16 protein-coding genes and 1 riboswitch are annotated in these 14,059 nt (G+C 58.5%); of the genes, 6 read left to right on the plus strand and 10 right to left on the minus strand.

Annotated elements, in window-relative coordinates; all coding sequences use genetic code 11:
* Positions 1-17: 17 nt before the first annotated feature.
* Positions 18-136: riboswitch (yybP-ykoY riboswitch) on the plus strand.
* A 91-nt stretch (positions 137-227) separates the two neighbouring features.
* On the plus strand, positions 228-812 hold the full coding sequence (locus GHN92_RS04160; RefSeq protein WP_153379443.1) for a TMEM165/GDT1 family protein: 585 nt from the start codon (positions 228-230) through the stop codon (positions 810-812).
* 105 nt (positions 813-917) lie between these two features.
* Here GHN92_RS04160 and GHN92_RS04165 read toward each other — a convergent pair whose 3' ends face one another.
* Genes GHN92_RS04165 through GHN92_RS04180 form a run of 4 tightly spaced genes read right to left on the minus strand, consistent with a single transcriptional unit; the run spans position 918 to position 2,904 of the window.
* Positions 918-1,736: a M48 family metallopeptidase gene (locus GHN92_RS04165; RefSeq protein WP_095001558.1), complete on the minus strand. Its 819-nt coding sequence runs from the start codon at positions 1,734-1,736 to the stop codon at positions 918-920.
* Between the two features lie 34 nt (positions 1,737-1,770).
* Positions 1,771-2,397: an SOS response-associated peptidase gene (locus tag GHN92_RS04170; RefSeq protein WP_095001559.1), complete on the minus strand. Its 627-nt coding sequence runs from the start codon at positions 2,395-2,397 to the stop codon at positions 1,771-1,773.
* A gap of 51 nt (positions 2,398-2,448) precedes the next feature.
* A complete protein-coding gene (locus GHN92_RS04175) occupies positions 2,449-2,709 on the minus strand; it encodes a putative signal transducing protein (RefSeq protein ID WP_095001560.1) in 261 nt (86 codons plus the stop codon).
* A 12-nt stretch (positions 2,710-2,721) separates the two neighbouring features.
* Positions 2,722-2,904: a CPXCG motif-containing cysteine-rich protein gene (locus GHN92_RS04180; protein WP_095001561.1), complete on the minus strand. Its 183-nt coding sequence runs from the start codon at positions 2,902-2,904 to the stop codon at positions 2,722-2,724.
* Between the two features lie 105 nt (positions 2,905-3,009).
* Between GHN92_RS04180 and GHN92_RS04185 the strand changes: the two genes are divergently transcribed.
* Together GHN92_RS04185 and GHN92_RS04190 are read left to right on the plus strand one after the other, a co-directional pair.
* Positions 3,010-4,176, plus strand: coding sequence for a 1-acyl-sn-glycerol-3-phosphate acyltransferase (locus GHN92_RS04185; RefSeq protein WP_095020337.1), 1,167 nt, complete (start codon positions 3,010-3,012; stop codon positions 4,174-4,176).
* A 146-nt stretch (positions 4,177-4,322) separates the two neighbouring features.
* Entirely contained in the window at positions 4,323-4,529 is a 207-nt protein-coding gene (locus GHN92_RS04190) for a hypothetical protein (protein ID WP_016779492.1), read from the plus strand.
* Between the two features lie 59 nt (positions 4,530-4,588).
* Here GHN92_RS04190 and GHN92_RS04195 read toward each other — a convergent pair whose 3' ends face one another.
* Positions 4,589-5,173: a YajG family lipoprotein gene (locus tag GHN92_RS04195; RefSeq protein WP_095001563.1), complete on the minus strand. Its 585-nt coding sequence runs from the start codon at positions 5,171-5,173 to the stop codon at positions 4,589-4,591.
* Positions 5,174-5,329: 156 nt separating this feature from the next.
* Between GHN92_RS04195 and GHN92_RS04200 the strand changes: the two genes are divergently transcribed.
* Together GHN92_RS04200 and mqo are read left to right on the plus strand one after the other, a co-directional pair.
* Positions 5,330-5,563, plus strand: a complete 234-nt coding sequence (locus GHN92_RS04200) for a hypothetical protein (RefSeq protein ID WP_095018287.1) — start codon at positions 5,330-5,332, stop codon at positions 5,561-5,563.
* A 693-nt stretch (positions 5,564-6,256) separates the two neighbouring features.
* The gene (gene mqo / locus GHN92_RS04205; RefSeq protein ID WP_095001565.1) at positions 6,257-7,765 is read left to right on the plus strand and encodes a malate dehydrogenase (quinone); all 1,509 of its coding nucleotides are present in this window, start codon (positions 6,257-6,259) and stop codon (positions 7,763-7,765) included.
* A 262-nt stretch (positions 7,766-8,027) separates the two neighbouring features.
* Here mqo and GHN92_RS04210 read toward each other — a convergent pair whose 3' ends face one another.
* The 5 genes from GHN92_RS04210 to GHN92_RS04230 form a co-directional block, all read right to left on the minus strand.
* Complete coding sequence (locus tag GHN92_RS04210) at positions 8,028-8,315, minus strand: PA4642 family protein (RefSeq protein WP_095001566.1); 288 nt, start codon at positions 8,313-8,315, stop codon at positions 8,028-8,030.
* A gap of 51 nt (positions 8,316-8,366) precedes the next feature.
* A complete protein-coding gene (locus GHN92_RS04215; RefSeq protein WP_095001567.1) occupies positions 8,367-8,861 on the minus strand; it encodes a hypothetical protein in 495 nt (164 codons plus the stop codon).
* Positions 8,862-8,916: 55 nt separating this feature from the next.
* Positions 8,917-10,632 (minus strand): ABC transporter ATP-binding protein/permease, encoded by a 1,716-nt coding sequence (locus GHN92_RS04220; protein WP_133144785.1) that lies wholly within the window; start codon positions 10,630-10,632, stop codon positions 8,917-8,919.
* Positions 10,633-10,772: 140 nt separating this feature from the next.
* Entirely contained in the window at positions 10,773-11,333 is a 561-nt protein-coding gene (locus tag GHN92_RS04225) for a response regulator transcription factor (protein WP_016779485.1), read from the minus strand.
* Positions 11,326-12,588, minus strand: a complete 1,263-nt coding sequence (locus GHN92_RS04230) for an ATP-binding protein (protein ID WP_133144784.1) — start codon at positions 12,586-12,588, stop codon at positions 11,326-11,328. Before GHN92_RS04230 ends, GHN92_RS04225 begins: the two co-directional genes overlap by 8 nt.
* A 382-nt stretch (positions 12,589-12,970) precedes the next feature.
* Between GHN92_RS04230 and GHN92_RS04235 the strand changes: the two genes are divergently transcribed.
* Positions 12,971-13,687, plus strand: coding sequence for an SIMPL domain-containing protein (locus GHN92_RS04235; RefSeq protein WP_095001570.1), 717 nt, complete (start codon positions 12,971-12,973; stop codon positions 13,685-13,687).
* Positions 13,688-14,059: the final 372 nt, after the last annotated feature.

The raw sequence follows: 14,059 nt of genomic DNA on the forward strand, positions 1-14,059 counted from the left end.
TTTGCCTAGGCAGAATCCGCTCCGTCCTAGGGGAGTAGTCTCCCACGAGCGTCAAGCTCGTCCGGCATACGTCAACATACTTGGTCAACAGACCATGGCGTATGCGACCCAGTGTCCGCACAGACGGACCGGGGTTTGACAAGACCTATGACACGAACACCTTACCCGGGGCGGGGAGGCTGTACGTGTCATAGCCGTGTCGACCCGCCCCTGGAAACCACCTGATGATGCTCGATTCCCTGCTTGTCCCTACTGCAATCGTTGCCTTGGCCGAAATCGGCGACAAGACGCAACTGCTCGCCCTTATTCTGGCCGCACGCTTTCGCAAACCCTGGCCGATAATCGCCGGTATCGTGGTCGCGACCCTGGCCAACCATGCCGCCGCCGGTGCTGTAGGCGCCTGGTTCAGCACGTTCTTCAGTGACGCCATGCTGCACTGGATCCTCGCCGCGAGCTTTACCGCCACCGCGCTGTGGACCCTGGTGCCGGACAAGATGGACGACGACGAAGCCAGCACCGCACGCAAGTACGGGCCGTTCGTGACCACATTGATCACCTTCTTCATTGCCGAAATCGGTGACAAGACCCAAGTGGCGACGGTGATGCTCGCCGCACAATACCCGGATCTGTGGCTGGTGATTATCGGTACAACCCTGGGCATGCTGATTGCCAACGTGCCGGTGGTTTTGGCGGGCAACTTTGCCGCTGACAAACTGCCGTTGACCCTGATCCGCAGACTGGCTGCCACCGCGTTCTTAGTACTGGCTGTAGTGGCCGTGTACAAGGCGATGCAGATCAGCGGCTGGGTGTAACCCACACTTTGTGTGGGAGCGGGCTTGCTCGCGATACAGGCACTGCGGTCTTTCAGTTGAACCGCGTAGACGCCATCGCGAGCAAGCCCGCCCCCACAACAAGCGTCACGATTTCGGCGCTTGCTGATACAGCGGCATCACCTTCGGAATGGCCGCCTCCAGCGCAGCAATCCGGCTGCTTGAAGCCGGGTGGGTGCTCATGAATTCAGGCGGCGCATTCTGTGATTGCTGAGCCATTTTCTGCCACAGGGTGATCGCCGCATTCGGGTTGTAGCCCGCACGGGCTGCCAGCTCCAGACCGATCAGGTCCGCTTCGTTTTCATTGCTGCGGCTGTTGGGCAAGGTCAGGCTGTAGTTCACCACCGTGTCGGCCAGGCCCAGGCTGTCCTGGCCCAGGCCCAACAAGGCGCCAGCACCCTGCTTGGCGATTTCGATGCCATAGGCCTTGGACATGGATTCACGCCCGTGCTCACGCAAGGCGTGGGCAATTTCATGGCCCATGATCGCGGCAATTTCATCGTCACTCAGTTTGAGTTGCTCGATGATCCCGCTATAAAAGATGATCTTGCCGCCAGGGCCGCAGTTGGCGTTGAGCTCGTCACTCTTGATCAGGTTGACTTCCCAGTTCCATTGCGCGGCATCCGGGCGAAAGGCCGGCGCCTGGGCAATCAGTCGGTTGGCGATCGCCTGCAGGCGCCTGGCGTTGGCGCTGGTCTTGTCCAGGACGCCCTTGGTGCCCGCCTCGCTGACGGTCTGTTGATACGACTGGGCGTACATCTGGTCAACCTGCTGGCTCGACAGCATGCTGAACATGTACTGCTTGCGCTCTACGCCCACGGCGCCGCCATTGGTGGTATTCACCGCCTGGCATCCACCCAGCAACAACCCGGCGCCCACGGCGCACACTACCGCTAACTTACCCATCAAAAGTCTCCATAAAGATGGCGCGTATCGTATCTCAACCCGGTGTCAGGCACTCGGGCGCGTTGAGTTTTGGATCGTTGACCAGATTGGCCAGCGGTCTTTCTCGCAGCGGCATCTGCGCACTGGCCAGCAGCGCCTGCAAGGCCTGCAGCGGAGTCTGAGGGTCAAGCCAGGCCTGCTGGCCGGCCTCATCCAGAATCAGCGGGCGACGCTGGCTGGCCGCTGCCTGTGTAATCACGGCGGTGCTCAGCCACACATGCCCCTCAACGGGGTATGCCTCCCAGATACCGGCAAAAAACAGCGAGGAGCCTTCACCCGGCGTCAGCCAGTAGGGGCGTTTACGGGTCGTGCCGCGCCATTCATAAAAGCCGTTGGCCGGGATCAGGCAGCGGCGCTCACGCAAGGCATCGCGGAACATGGGCTGCTCGGCCACGGTTTCAGCACGGGCATGGGCCGGAGTCCGTGACAGGTCGGTCAGCCACGCCGGGGTCAGGCCCCAGCGCGCTCGCGCCAGCTCTCGCTGGCCAGGCTCAGCACCGGCGCGCAGAATCAATACCGAATCATTCGGCGAAATATTCCACTGGGCCTGCTGATCCGCCGGGAAACCGGGCAAGGCTGCAAATGCAGGGTTCCAGCGAAACAGGGCAAAACGTCCACACATGGGGCAGCACAACTCTTCTTTTGTATAGCAATGAATAAACCGTCGCTGGCATCAGCAATCCAGCACATCGGGGAAACTCTCAGGCTCATCACCAGCCACCGGTGACGCGGCATTGTACGCATCGATCAACTCCCGTGCGTATTGCGCCCGATCATTGGCCACCGCCAGGCCGAGCAAGCCGAACACCGGCAGCTCCCCCGTGGCGCCGACCAGATCACGGCCCTGTAGCCGGGCCTCGACCCCTTCACTGGCCAGCATGCCCAGCAACAGTTCGGCTTCCATCAGGTTTTCCGGCTCGTAGATGCGTTGCATGGTCTTCACTCACTACTCATTCTCGGTATGCACATCGAGCATCCATTCATGGCCATCGGTCTGAAGGTGAAAAAGGATCGGCCGACAGCACACCGGGCAGTCTTCGATGTAGCTCTGATCACCCCCCGACAGGTCGAGCACCGCTTCAGCCGGCTCGCCGCAATAGGGGCATTCATAGTGTTCAGTTTCAAGCATCGCGGTCTCCAGAGTGACTTGTGCGTATAATCGCCGGTCTATTAGCAGGGCTATTATTTTTGCCCTGCCCTGCGTACCAACCCTAGTCGTTTCCAACAAGAGAGCATGATGGGCCAATTCGATAGCATCCGACCTTACGACGACGCCGAAGTACCAGCAGTGCTGGCCCGGCTGCTCAGCGACAAGGCGTTTCTGGATATCCTGACCCACTTTCGCTTTCCGCGCCTGGCTGGCGCTTTCGGTTGGCTGTTAAAACCACTTATAGCTCATCGCCTGCGCAAAGAGTTCGCCAGCGTCAATTCGGTCGCGGCCCTGCAGGACAAGGTCGAGGTGTACGTCGATCGCACCATCGAACATGCCACCGACGGCGTAACCTATACCGGCGTCGAGCAACTGAAATCCGGCAGCGCCTACCTGTTTCTGGCCAACCACCGCGATATCGTGATGGACCCGGCGTTCGTCAATTACGCCGTGTACCACGCCGGCCTGCCAACGCCGCGCATCGCCATTGGCGACAACCTGCTGCAAAAGCCGTTTGTCAGCGATCTGATGCGCCTGAACAAGAGCTTTATCGTGCACCGCTCGATCACCGGGCGCCGGGAAAAGCTCGCGGCTTATCAACTGCTGTCGGCATACATCAACCACTCGATCCGCAACGACTGCCAGTCAATCTGGATCGCCCAGGCTGAAGGCCGGGCCAAGGACGGTGATGACCGTACCGATTCGGCGATCCTCAAGATGTTTCATATGAGCCGTAAAAACGAGCCGTTTGCCGAGGTCATTCAGTCATTGAACCTGACCCCGGTTTCCATCAGCTACGAATACGACCCCTGTGACCAGGCCAAGGCCCGCGAGCTGTTTATCCGCGCCACTACCGGCACCTACAGCAAGGCTCCTGGCGAGGACGACACCAGCATCGCCAACGGCATTACCGGCTACAAGGGTCGCGTGCACGTGAACTTCGGGGCGCCGGTGACCGAGTTGTTCGAAGACAGCAAATTGCTGGCCGCCGAAATGGATCGTCATATCCTCGGTGGCTACCGCCTGTTCCCCGCGCACTACCTGGCGTATGCGCAGTGGAGCGACCACGACCCCGAGTTACAAGTGCCGACGGCCGCAGAGGTATTCGGTGCCGAAGAACTGGCCAAGGCCCAGGAAGAATGGCAACGCCGCCTGGACGCCTGCCCGGCCGAGCACCGTCCGTATCTGGTGCTGCAATACGCGATGCCGGTGCGTAACCAGTATCGGATCAAGGCTGGCCTGGCGCTGTAACCCAATAAACCCGTGGGAGCGAGCCTGCTCGCGAAGGTTGTTCGCGAGCAGGCTCGCTCCCACAGAAGGGCTTAAATTCTGCTGTCACCGTATCGTCATATTGAGAGGCCACTCTGTGGCCCCTCGACACCGACACGGAGCTTGTCATGCTGCACGCAGAAAACCAGGACCGCCTTTACCTTATCGCGCCCAGCGACGAACAACAGGCATTGATCGAGGGCTTGGCCTTTAACGTGCAAGACCGCCACTGGCTGGTTTACTGCGCCCTGAGCGGCCACGCCCATGCCGACCTGCCCGAGACGGACCTGCTCACCGGCGTCAGCCGCCTGGAGCTGTATGCCGAAGCGGCCTGAATGTTTCGAACACAAAAAAGCCCGAGCTCACTGAGTTCGGGCTTTTTTATTTTGCCGGCTTACTCGCTGAGCAAACGACCGATGGACGGGTCCTTGAACACACGGGTCAGGGCATCACTCAACACATCGCTCACCAGCTTGGTGTTGGTCTCCTGGTTCGGCGCCATGCCGAAGCGCTGATCCAGGGACGCGCCATAACGGCCGCTGTAGGTACGACCACCGTTCTTCACATCGGAACGGAAGGTCGCGCCAATGGTGGCTTCAGTCACGTACATGGTGTCCTTGGGCGACTGATACTTGAGTTCGGCCAGGGTCACGGTCAGCGTTGGCGCGTTCATCGCATTGGCTGTCGGGGTGAAACCCAGCAAGCGCACGGCTGCTTCAGCCTGGGCTTGCAGCTTGGGAACCAGGTCGGCACTGCTGACGCTGATCGCGCTGGTCTCGGGGTACATGCCACCACGGGTCCCCAGGGTTGGGGAAGGACGACCGTCCACCACACGCACAACCACCGGCTGGCCACGACCCACTGGCGCAAGCTGGGTGGTCAGCTTAGGTTGCGGGCTGAGTTGTTGCGGGCTGTGGGCGCAGCCGACCAGGGTCAAACTGGTCACAGTAATCAAACCGAACAACAGGCGTTGCAACATGCTTATCTCTCCAGGACTGGGTATAACAGGCCGTCAGTATAGGGTGCCGGACGCCTGCGAACTAGCGGCTTGCCGTCACCCGCCTGTCATCGCCAATTCATCCGTATGTCACCTGCACAGGGCATAGTCTCGACGACTGACTCAACAGGTGCCGCCATGAACATGCTCTTGACCCTGCTCGGCTTCAACCGCCCCGAGCGCTGCTTCGCCCGCCTGGATTCGGCAGGTCGCTGCCAGGCCTTCAAGCAGTGCAAACAACCGCCGGTCGGCGACAGCTGGGTCGAAATCGAAGAAATCCGTCTTAACTGGTTGCACCAGGTGCTACCTGCCAACGCCCGTATTGCCTCGCCCGCAAGGCATTCGTCAGGGCACCCGCTGCCGGGCCTCTGAACGGCGCACCAATAAAAGTCATTTAACAGGATCAATTGCCCACGTTTCTTCGCTACAATCTCCCCCCGATTATAAGGACGTCTCCTGATCGGGCCCCGCAACATCGCTAATGCGCTTGTATTGGCACCCCAAAACCGCCCACAGAGAGCCGCCCACACAGATCATGTGAAGCTGGCGCGCTTGAATTTCATTGCGTAACCCCCACTTTCTGCATGGTCTGCCAGAGCTGCCACAACGCTCGGCCACTGGTTCGGTGCCCAGCGTGCGGTAGCCCTTTTTTGAGGTTCACGTCTTCAAGAGAGCGTGAAAAAAACGGGTTTCACAACTTCACAAGAGTGTGGCGAGCAAATGAAAAGTTTTGCGTCTGAACATGCACCATTAGCGTCTGATATTGCCTCACCAAGCAGGATCGAAGTCGGCTCCACAGCACGAGACTGAAAGCCTGTCCGCTTACGGATTTGGTTGCACAAACGGACGCTCTAGACATTAAGTCGAATTGCCTCCCGAGTACTGAAATGCGTTCATATGAACCTTGAAGGCCCGGTTGGTGGCGTCCGCTAAAGTTGCAAGAAATTGCGAAGAATCGGACATGGCGATCCTGGCCATGAGTGGCCCGGGGCTAATCAGAACCACGCCCCGGACACCTGGCAGCTATGCCGTCAATTTGGTGCCGTAGATTTTGGAGACGCGTTAATGGCGCATAACGAAGCAGTCGACGTAGTACTGGTTGGGGCGGGCATCATGAGTGCCACCCTCGCCGTACTGCTCAAAGAGCTCGACCCCGGCATTAAGCTGGAAGTTGTTGAGCAAATGGACTCAGGTGCTGCGGAGAGTTCCAACCCGTGGAACAACGCAGGCACCGGTCACGCCGGCCTTTGTGAGCTGAACTACACGCCGCAGGCGGCTGATGGTTCGATCGACATCAAAAAGGCTGTGCATATCAATGCCCAGTTCGAAGTGTCGAAACAGTTTTGGGCCTACCTGGCGCAAAAAGGCACCTTCGGTTCCTGCAAGTCCTTCATCAGCCCGGTTCCTCACCTGAGCTACGTTGAAGGTGAAAAAGGCGTGTCGTTCCTGAAAAAACGCTTTGACGTGCTGAGCAAGCACCATGCGTTTGCCGACATGGAATACACCGAAGACAAGGCCAAAATGACCGAGTGGATGCCCCTGATGATGCCGGGCCGCCCTGCGGATCAGCTCATCTCGGCCACCCGCGTGGAACATGGCACCGATGTCAACTTCGGCGCCCTGACCCAGCAACTGCTCAAGCATCTGGCCAGTGCACCGGACACCCAGATCAAGTACAGCAAAAAAGTCACCGGCCTCAAGCGTAACGGTAACGGCTGGACAGTAAGCATCAAGGACACCAACAGCGGCAATACTCGCCACGTTGATGCCAAGTTCGTATTCCTGGGCGCCGGTGGCGCGGCCTTGCCGCTGCTGCAAGCCTCGGGCATCGAAGAAAGCAAAGGCTATGGCGGCTTCCCGGTCAGCGGCCAATGGCTGCGTTGCGATAACCCGGAAGTGGTCAAGCTGCATCAGGCCAAGGTTTACAGCCAGGCTGCCGTCGGCTCTCCGCCGATGTCGGTGCCGCACCTGGACACCCGTGTGGTCGATGGCAAAAAGTCGCTGCTGTTCGGACCTTATGCCGGTTTCACCACCAAGTTCCTCAAGCATGGTTCGTTCCTTGACCTGCCGATGTCGATCCGTCTGGGCAATATCGGGCCGATGCTGGCCGTGGCTCGCGACAACATGGACCTGACCAAGTACCTGGTCAGCGAAGTGCGCCAGTCGATGGAACAACGCCTGGAGTCCCTGCGTCGTTTCTATCCACAGGCCAAGGCTGAAGACTGGCGTCTTGAGATTGCCGGGCAACGGGTACAGATCATCAAGAAAGACCCGAAAAAAGGCGGTGTGCTGCAGTTCGGTACCGAACTGGTTGCGGCCAAAGACGGTTCGCTGGCCGCTCTGCTGGGGGCTTCGCCGGGCGCCTCGGTAACCGTTTCGATCATGCTGGACCTGATCGAGCGCTGCTTTGCGCAGAAAGCCACGGGCGAGTGGGCGACCAAGCTCAAGGAAATCTTCCCTGCACGGGAAAAGGTCCTCGAAACCGACGCCGACCTGTACCGCGAAATCAGCACCCGCAACTCCGAGCTGCTGGAACTGGTTACGCCTAAAACAGCCAGCACCAGTATCGCTTAATGCAACATTGACGTTTCATGCGTCATAAAAAGCCCCTCGCCCTATTTCAGGGCGAGGGGCTTTTTTGTTGCCCTGATTCGGGGCACTGCAAAGGCGTAAGCCCAATGCAAGGTAACTCGTGAATCAGAACATGAAACAAGATCCGTAGCAGCTGCAGGAACACTGCAGCTGTGGGAGCGAGCCTGCTCGCGAAGGTCGTTCGCGAGCAGGCTCGCTCCCACAATAGGGCTTGACCTGCAACAGAGTATCTACAGGGTGTGGATCAACCGCGAGCCTGGTTGATCAGCTCGATGTAGTCGTCAGCATTGCGCTGGTCCTTGATGATGTCCACGAACGTCTGACCCTGTTCGTCTTTGCCATCCAGGTCGTAGCCAGCTTCCTTGAAGAAAGCCAGGAAGCGCCCGAAGTCATCGATGCGCAGGCCACGATAAGCCTTGATCAGTTTGTGCAGCGACGGTGAAGTAGCGTCCACAGGCTCAAAGTCCAGGAACAACTTGATCTGCTCGTCGCCGATCTCGTCACCAATCAACTGCTTTTTGTCTTTACGCATGTCCGGCTCCAGCCTGTTGATACTTCACGGGGCCCGCAGTTTACCCAAGGCTTATCGTGCGCGCACGCTGCCGGTGTGCAAGTCGGCCCAAATATGGCCATTGGCATAGGTCAAGAACTGGACATAAAGCGTGTCATTGCGCAGCAAATCAATCACGACCCGGTACTGGCTCTGTGGATAAGACAAGCTCAGGGTTCGCGTCTTGCTGTCGAACACGGGCTTTTTCAGGCTTTTGCTTTCGCCATCAAATGAAATCAGCACCTGACGCACGGTAGCGCCCTGGCTCATCGGCTTGCCCTTCAAGCGCACCAGCAGTGGCGAAGTCACCGGGATAGGCTGCTGATTGGACTGGCGCTGGCTACCCACCACCACCGAGTACGAAGTCACCAGCATCAACTGCTGTTGCTCGGGTACTTCGCTGCGCACTTGCAGATCATCGGCAGGCAGAAACTGCCCGTGCAACAGCGGTGTGGCCACAGGAGCCGCCGCCAGAGGCAGGCTGGCCAGCAGCAGGCTCAGGGCAACACTGCGAAATAGAAGACTCATGTCAGGTTCCAGAAAACGGGAAGCAGCACTCTAGCATGTCGCGCGCCCGCCTCTTCTACTGTGCAACCAACTGCCCCGCCACGATCCGCACATGCTGCGGATGAAAGCGCGCCAGGCTGCTGCGATGGCCCACGCTGACAATGCTCAAGCCCGGCAGTTGATCGATCAGGGCCTGGTACACCATGGCCTCGTCTTCCTCGTCCATTGCCGAGGTTGATTCATCCATATACAGCCACTGCGGGCGATACAGCAGCGCGCGGGCAAAAGCCAGGCGCTGCTGCTCACCACCGGACAGCAACCGTTGCCAGTGATTGATCTCATCAAGCTTGGGAATCAGGTGCTCAAGCCGGCAAGTACGCAGCACCTCTACATAACGCTCAAGGGTGTAGGTGTCCCCGGTCTGTGGATAACTCAGGGCATCGCGCAAGGTGCCTATGGGCAAGTAGGGTTTTTGCGGCAGAAACAGTGCACGCTCGCGGGGCATGCAGATCGCCCCGCCCCCTCTAGGCCAAAGCCCGCCCATCGCCCGCAGCAAGGTACTCTTACCACTGCCGGAGCGACCGCTGAGCATCAGCCTCTCGCCCTCCTGCACCTGCAGGCTGGCGTCACGCAGCAGCGGGCGACCATCGGCCAGATCCAGGCTCAAGTCATGGATCTGCAAGTTTTCGCCCAGATGCTGCACATCAATCGCCGGGCTGCGCTGCTCGTTGTCGGTCATGGCCTGACGAAAACTCAGCAACCGGTCGCAGGTGGCACGCCATGCCGCCAGAGTCACGTAGGCATCGATAAACCAGCTGAAGTTCTCTTGCACATTGCTGAAGGCCGAGTTGATTTGCATCAGCTCACCCAGCTCGATCTTGCCGGAAAAGTAACGCGGGGCCGCGACGATAAACGGAAAGATAATGGCGATCTGCGAGTAACCGGCGGTGAAAAACGTCAGGCGTTTTTGTACCTTCATTTGCGTCCAGAAGTTTTTCCAGACCTTGTTGAAACGCGTGCTCAGTTGCTCATGCTCATTGGTTTCGCCGTTGTACAAGGCAATGCTCTCGGCATTCTCGCGCACCCGCACCATCGAGAAACGCAAGTCAGCTTCGAAGCGCTGTTGCTGGTTGCTCAAGCCAATCAGCCGCCGACCGATCAGATGCGCCAGCCAACTGCCCACGGCGGCATACAACAGCGCGCACCAGAACATATAGCCGGGGATGGTGACGCCAAAGACTTCGATGCTGCCCGAAACGCCCCACAGGATGATCGAAAACGACACCAGGCTGACCACGTTACGGATCAGCCCCAGGCCCAGGGTCAAGGTGCTGTCGGTGAACGAATTGATATCTTCACTGATGCGCTGGTCAGGGTTGTCGGTATAGCCGCCCTGCTCCAGCTGGTAATAGTTCTTGTGGGCCAGCCAGCGTGCGAAGTGCTGCTCGGTAAGCCAGCGGCGCCAGCGAATGGTCAGCATCTGGGTCAAATAGAGCCGATACACCGCGCCGACAATACCCGCCGCGGCAATGATGCCGAAGTAGCCGATCAGGCTCCAGAACGCCTTGGCGTCCTTGTTTTCCAGGGCATTGTAGAAGTCCTTGTACCAGTGGTTGATCCACACCGAAATGCCCACGCTGACCAGCGACAAGGCAACTACGGCGATCAACAGCAACCACGCCCTGGCGCGTTCTTCACTGCGCCAGTAGGGGGTTATGAGGCGCCACACCCGAGGGATGAAATCCCCACGCACAGCATCATTCACTACAGAAGGCTCGGCGTTCTGATTCATCGTTCAGGCTCGTTCGGAGTAAAGAGCAACCTGCAAGCCGGTCAGGACAACCGGCCCACGACGCTGGGACACGTCTTGTTACAGGTTAGAAGCTGTAGCCGTCAGCATGCAAGGCGCAATGCAAATGCTACAGCTCCCGTTCAGCGTCGCACCGGACGCTTCTGCAATTTGCGCTGCAAGGTACGCCGATGCATGCCCAGGGCGCGGGCAGTGGCCGAAATATTGCCTTCATGCTCACCCAGCACGCGCTGGATGTGTTCCCACTGCAGGCGGTCAACCGACATCGGGTTGTCCGGCACCAGGGTTTCCAGGTCGGCATGCTGGGACAGCAAGGCAGCGAGCACGTCATCGGCATCGGCTGGTTTGCACAGGTAGTTGCAGGCTCCGCGCTTGATCGCCTCAACGGCGGTGGCGATGCTCGAATAACCGGTGAGGATCACCACCCGCATCTCCGGGTCGAGTTCCAGCAGCTTGGGCAGCAGGACCAGGCCGGAATCGCCGTCCATTTTCAGATCCAGCGCGGCAAAATCGGGCAGATCCTGTTGTGCCAGGATCAGCCCCTCTTCGGCGGAACCTGCCGTGCTCACGCGAAAACCGCGTCGGCTCATGGCGCGAGCCATCACACGGGTAAAAGTGGCGTCGTCATCTACCAACAACAAATGCGGCAGTTCTTCGCCTTCGACCTGAATTTCTTCACTCATTTTCATTTCCTCGGGCGACACGTGGCAGGCGCAGCTCAGTGAGCGTACCGCCATCCTCATGACTGTAGAGTTTTACCGAGCCGCCAGCGCGGGTCACGCTGGCCTTGCTCAAGAATAGGCCCAGACCGAAGCCTTTGCCCTTGGTAGTAAAAAAGGGTTTGCCGATTTGTTCGGCGATGGCCAACGGTACACCCGGACCGTGGTCACGAATACTGATTGTCAGATCAACCGCATCCCAGTCGACTGTCACTTCCAGCCCTTCCGGGCAGGCATCGGCGGCATTGTTGAGCAGGTTGAGCAGCGCCTGGGTCAAGTCAGGTGGCGGCGCCAGGCGCGGAACCGGCGCGTGGCCCAGGCACTGGAAGCGATAAGTGGCTTCAGGCCGCATCAAGTGCCAGCGGTTCAGGGCTTCATCCAGCCATTGCGTAACGTCCTGAACCTCGATCGCCAGCCGGCGGTTGGCCTCGGCGGCACGCACCAGTTGCTGCAGGGTTTCCTTACACAGCTTGACCTGATCCTGCAGCACGCTCAGATCGTCCTGCAAATCCGAGTCAAGGTGATCGCGACGCATCTCCTTGAGCAGCACGCTCATGGTCGACAACGGCGTCCCCAGTTCATGGGCTGCACCGGCCGCCTGCGTGGCCACGGCCAGCAATTGCTGGTCGCGCAGGCCTTCTTCACGGCGCAGGGCGCGCAGTTCTTCCTGACGGCGCAGTTCCTCACCCATTTTGGCGGCAAAGAACGTGATCACCGCAGCTGACAGGGCGAAACTCAACCACATGCCATAAATCTGCAGCTTTTCGCGAAAGAACGGCACGGTATCTATAGGGTAGAACTGCATCAACAGCAGCGTATACAGCGCCAGCGCAATCCCGGTCAGCACCAGCGAATAGCGCCAGGGCAGCGTGACGGCGGCGATGGTCAGCGGCACCAGATAATACGAAACAAACGGGTTGGCCGAGCCACCCGAAAAGTACAGCAGGGCACTGTGGATAAACAGGTCACAGGCCAGTTGCAGCGCATATTCCAGCTCAGTCACCGGCCAGGTGGTGCGCAACCGGATCGCGGTAAACGCGCACAACAGCATGGAAAACCCAAGGGTGATGCTGAGCTGAAACCAGGGTAATGGCAGCAGGTTGAACAGATAGGCAAAGCCCACTGAACCCGCTTGCGCGGCCAGCACCAACATGCGGATAAACGTAAGACGCCAGAGGTTCTGGCGTGTTGCGGACAATAACTGAACGGGGGCGAGCATGAGCTCTCCTGATGAGCGCTCCAGGCGGATCACCGGGAGTATAACCAAGCAGGCGGCCCCGCAGGCAAAAGTGCGGCAAACAGCCACAGTGTTTTTTATGAAAATGCGGCTAAAAGCCTGCGCAAAAAACGCCCTCGTAGCAGCTGCCGAAGGAACGAGGCTGCGTTCGGCTGCGAAGCAGTCGCGAAATCAGACATTGCGATCTATTAGTTAAATCTGGTTCTCAGCATTGACGACCGCTTCGCGCTCGAACGCAGCCTCGTTCCTTCGGCAGCTGCTACGCAATCTGTGGAGACCATATGTATCGAAAATGTAATTGGGCGAACTGATGGCCACTGATTAGAGTCATATGGCCATTGCTGTTCTCAATCAAGGAGCTTCCATGTCCAACTTCCAACGCACCGCTGCCCTTTTGACCCTGAGCATCGGCGCACTTGCCAGCCTGCCGGCCCTGGCAGACGACATTCATTACAACCAGATTTCCCTGCGTGCCGAAGCCAGCCAGGAAGTGCCTCGCGACTTGATGATCGTGACCCTCTATACCGAAGCGCAAAATACCGACGCCGCCAAGTTGGCCGCAGAAATCACCACGTCGATGAACAAAGCCATCGGCCAGGCCAAATCCGTCAAGGAAGTCACCCTGCGCCAGGGCAATCGCAACAGCTACCCGATTTACGACAACAAAACCCAGAAGATCACCGGTTGGCGTGAACGCGCAGAACTGCGCCTTGAAAGCACCGATTTTGCAGCTCTGTCCAAGCTCACCGGCGATCTGATGCAAACCCTGAAAATGGGCAGCATGCAGTTCACCGTCGCCAATGCCACGCGCAAAACCAGCGAAGACGCGCTGCTCAAGGACGCTGTCAATGCGTTCAAGGCTCGCGCCCAGTTGGCCACCGACGCCCTGGGCGGCAAGGGTTACAAGATCGTCAACCTGAACCTCAACACCAACGGCTACCCGCAACCTTACCTGCGCAGCGCAATGATGATGAAGGCCGCAGCCCCGGCGATGGACTCGGCGCCTACCCCGGAAGTCGAAGCCGGCACCAGTGAAGTCAGCATGAGTGCCGATGGCGTGATTGAAGTGCAGATGCAGTAAGCCTGATACGCCCTGCCAACCCCTGAAGCCAGACCGTTTCAGGGGTTTTTTTATGCCCCCGGGAAAACGCCTGCAATCGTTCTAGAATCTCAAGGTGATTACCTGCAGCAGCGCTGCCCTTCACAACAATGTTTCCCGCACAGGGGTATTGATTAGTAACAACACTGTCCTAAAACAGTGCAAGAAGGTCGCAAAAGCCCCCCGCAGATGTAAGCAAATGAGTCGAAATGCCATGCGCAAACGATCAAATGCGTCATAAGTTATATAAAAGCGACATTCCTGTACGATCGTCCCACCTTTTCAAGCTTCAACTGCTTCCACATATTGCATTGGGTATGGGCTGTGCATAAGTATCGCCGGGTCGACTCATAA

The organism is Pseudomonas sp. FSL R10-2964 (genome assembly GCF_009600035.1).
Taxonomy (GTDB): domain Bacteria; phylum Pseudomonadota; class Gammaproteobacteria; order Pseudomonadales; family Pseudomonadaceae; genus Aquipseudomonas; species Aquipseudomonas bubulae.